At 70.2% G+C, this 3089-nt stretch carries 3 protein-coding genes and 1 pseudogene; 3 read left to right on the forward strand and 1 reads right to left on the reverse strand.

Annotation, left to right across the window (positions count from 1 at the left end):
• A pseudogene (locus tag FJV41_RS48550) lies at positions 1-570 on the reverse strand (bifunctional riboflavin kinase/FAD synthetase); the annotation flags it as partial.
• A 66-nt stretch (positions 571-636) separates the two neighbouring features.
• On the opposite strand from FJV41_RS48550, the gene trmB reads away from it, so the two are divergent.
• The 3 genes from trmB to FJV41_RS48565 all read left to right on the forward strand — a co-directional run bounded on the left by trmB (position 637) and on the right by FJV41_RS48565 (position 2881).
• Complete coding sequence (gene trmB / locus FJV41_RS48555) at positions 637-1257, forward strand: tRNA (guanine(46)-N(7))-methyltransferase TrmB (protein ID WP_141649419.1); 621 nt, start codon at positions 637-639, stop codon at positions 1255-1257.
• Between the two features lie 108 nt (positions 1258-1365).
• Entirely contained in the window at positions 1366-2409 is a 1044-nt protein-coding gene (locus FJV41_RS48560; protein WP_141649420.1) for a diguanylate cyclase, read from the forward strand.
• Between the two features lie 55 nt (positions 2410-2464).
• On the forward strand, positions 2465-2881 hold the full coding sequence (locus FJV41_RS48565) for a hypothetical protein (protein ID WP_141649421.1): 417 nt from the start codon (positions 2465-2467) through the stop codon (positions 2879-2881).
• Positions 2882-3089: the final 208 nt, after the last annotated feature.

Here is a 3089-nt window from a genome sequence, read left to right on the forward strand (position 1 = left end):
CGCCACGACCATCCCGTCCAGATCGAACGGGCGACCCAGGAGCCGGCACGCGGCGGACACGCGCCCCTCGAGGATGTACTCACGCACCCGTGAGGACGAGGCCACCACCCCGTCCACCGTGACGGGCGTCACCACATGGACGCGGGCACCCCGCCGGGACGCCGCCTCGCGCAGCGTCTCCACGTTGCCCGCGCGCGCCACGCCGTAGGTGAAGTCGCTGCCCACCACCACGTGCGCCACGCCGAGCGCGTCGAAGAGCGTGGCCTCGAAGTCCGCGGGGCCCGTGCGCGCATAGTCACGCGAGAAGGCCTGCACCACCGTGGCCTCCAGCCCCAGGTCGGCGAGCAGCTCCAGGCGGCGGGGCAGCAAGGTAATCAGCTTGGGCGCAAGGTCTGGCTGGAGCACCTTGCCCGGGTGGGGGTTGAAGGTGAACGCCGCGGGGGAAGCGTGCTTGCGCGCCTCCGCGAAGAGGGCCTGGTGGCCCACGTGCACCCCGTCGAAGTTGCCCAGGGCGAGCGCTCGGCCGATCAGCGCCCGGCCCGCCTCCGCCACCGACTGGAAGACCTTCATCCCTCCCCTATACCAGTGTTTTTCCCTGGCCAGACCCCGCTCGGCCGTGGTTGGAGCGCCCTCCTCATGCCACGCCCCCGCTTGCTGCCAGACCCCGTCGGCCTCCACCTCATCGCCCAGGAGACCCCTCCGGACTGGGACGCCGAGTTCGGCTTCCCGGGCCCCCTGGAGCTCGAAATCGGCTCCGGCGCCGGGGGCCACGCGCTGGAGTACTGCCGCCGCAACCCCACCATCCGCTTCGTCGCCTTCGAGTGGCGCAAGAAGTACGCGCGCGACACCCAGGAGCGCGCCCAGAAGGCCGGGATGAAGAACCTGCGCGTCGTCGAGTCCGACGCCCGCTTCGCCGTCCCCCGCATCTTCGCGGCCGGCTCGCTCTCCGCCATCCACCTCCAGTTCCCCGACCCCTGGTGGAAGCGCGCCCACGCCAAGCGCGCCGTCGTGCAGCCGGACTTCGCCGCCCTCCTGCTCACCAGGCTCGCCCCCGGCGGCCGCTTCGACATGCGCACCGACGTCGAGGACCGCGCCCACAACATGCTCTCCATCCTGGAATCCGTGGGTTTCCACAACCCCTTGGGTTCCGGTGTTTTCCATCCGTATGACCCGGAGGAGGTGCCCTCGACGCGTGAGCGGCGGTATCTCACCTCGGGAGAGCCGGTGTACCGGGCCCGCCTCGTCAAACCCGCCTGAGCCTCCGAAAGACGGGGACTTACCCTACCCCTTGGCTTCCTGGAGTCGGCGGGAGACAATCACAGGCATTCTGGCAGCGCGGGATGATTGCACTGGGGGCGCAACCGCATGGCGGAGGGTGACAGGAAGAGGACGCCGGAGGTAGCCCGGCGGACTGGGGCAGGCGGCGAGCTGAGCGGCCGGACGGTGCTCATCGTCGATGACGATCCATCGCACGTGGCGCATGTGCGCGAGGGGCTGGCGCCGCGGGGGTACGTCTTCAAGGAAGCCCATGACGGCACACAGGCGCTGTCGGCCATTCGCGAGGCGAGGCCGGACCTCATCTTGATGGACGTGGAGATGCCGGGACTGGGCGGCGTGGAGGTGTGCCGCATCATCAAGGCGAACTCCGGGGAGGAAGGCTTCGGCTTCATCCCGGTGATTCTGATGACGGCGCGGCAGGCGGCGGGAAAGGTGGAGGGGCTGGAGCTGGGGGCGGACGACTACCTGGTGAAGCCCTTCGACATGTTGGAGCTGTCGGCGCGGGTGAAGTCGATGCTGCGGCTCAAGGCGCTCCAGGACGCGCTGGTGGAGAAGAACCGGGAGCTGGACAAGGCCAACAAGGAGCTGGCGCGGCGACGCGAGGAGCTCCTGGCGCTCAGCCGGACGGACGCGCTCACGGGGCTGTTCAACCGGCGCTGCTTCGAGGAGCGCCTGAGCGACGAGTTCGCACGCTCGCGGCGCTACCAGTCCCCCCTGTCGCTGGTGATGCTGGACATCGACCACTTCAAGCGCATCAACGACACCTTCGGCCACCCCTTCGGGGACCAGGTGCTCAAGGCGGTGGCGCAGACGACGCGCTCGCGGCTGCGCGAGGTGGACGTGCTGGCGCGTTATGGCGGGGAGGAGTTCATCGCGTTGTTGCCGGAGACGGCGACGGCGGACGCGCTCAAGGTGTGCGAGCGCGTGCGCGAGGCCATCGCCGGCCTGCGGGTGGAGCACGTGGGCGTGGACGGGAAGCGGCAGGAGGTGCGACTGACGGCGTCGCTCGGCGTGGCGACGGTGCCCTCGGAAGACCTGGGGAGCGCGGAGGAGCTTCTTCGCGCGGCGGATGCGGGGCTCTACGCGGCCAAGGGAGCGGGGCGCAACCGTGTCCAGCAACACGTTCCGTGAGACGGACGCACCCAAGGCTTTCCCCCGGCGCCGCTTTGACCTAAACCCCACGTCCATGCGCCTGACCGCGACGATGCCCTGGTTGCTGGCCCTGCTCCTGGTGGGCGTGGCCGGCTGCAACCAGCCCCGCTTCGGCACACCGCAAGATGCGTATACGTCCTTCCACCGTTTGGTGAAGCGCGGCGAGTTGCGCGCGGCCTGGGGCGCATTGTCCCAGCCCACCCAGACGGCCCTGACGAAGCGGGCCCAGGCGGTGAGTGACGCCTCCGGGGGCGCGGTGAAACCCGAGCCCCTGGGCCTCTTCTTCGCGAATGTCCCCCCTCCTCCGGATGTTACGGAGGTCTCCCTGGTCCGGGAGGCGGGCGACGAGGCGACCGTGCTCGTTCGCTCGTCAGGCAGCACCCACGAGGTCCGGATGGTCCGAGAGCCGTCTGGGTGGAAAGTGGACCTCTCAGCCTCCCTCCAGCCGTGAAGCCGGGCATGCTCGGGCTCCTCGCATCAGGTAACGTACGACTGTGAACGATCGGAAGACACGGCGGGTGGTTCCCGCGGTCGAAGTCATCCGGCGGCCGGCCTCGACGCCCGGCAGCGCCGCCCAGACTCCGTCCCCCTTGGAATCCGCCCCTCCGGCGCCCACGCCGCGCCCCACGCCCACGCCCCGGCCCACCGCCGGCACGGCG

This window comes from Myxococcus llanfairpwllgwyngyllgogerychwyrndrobwllllantysiliogogogochensis (genome assembly GCF_006636215.1).
GTDB lineage: Bacteria > Myxococcota > Myxococcia > Myxococcales > Myxococcaceae > Myxococcus > Myxococcus llanfairpwllgwyngyllgogerychwyrndrobwllllantysiliogogogochensis.

Excerpts from the sequence above, each read along its gene's own strand:
- trmB (WP_141649419.1), top strand. The coding sequence starts at position 637 with ATGCCACGCCCCCGCTTGCTGCCAGACCCCGTCGGCCTCCACCTCATC.
- FJV41_RS48560 (WP_141649420.1), top strand. The coding sequence starts at position 1,366 with ATGGCGGAGGGTGACAGGAAGAGGACGCCGGAGGTAGCCCGGCGGACT.
- FJV41_RS48565 (WP_141649421.1), top strand. The coding sequence starts at position 2,465 with ATGCGCCTGACCGCGACGATGCCCTGGTTGCTGGCCCTGCTCCTGGTG.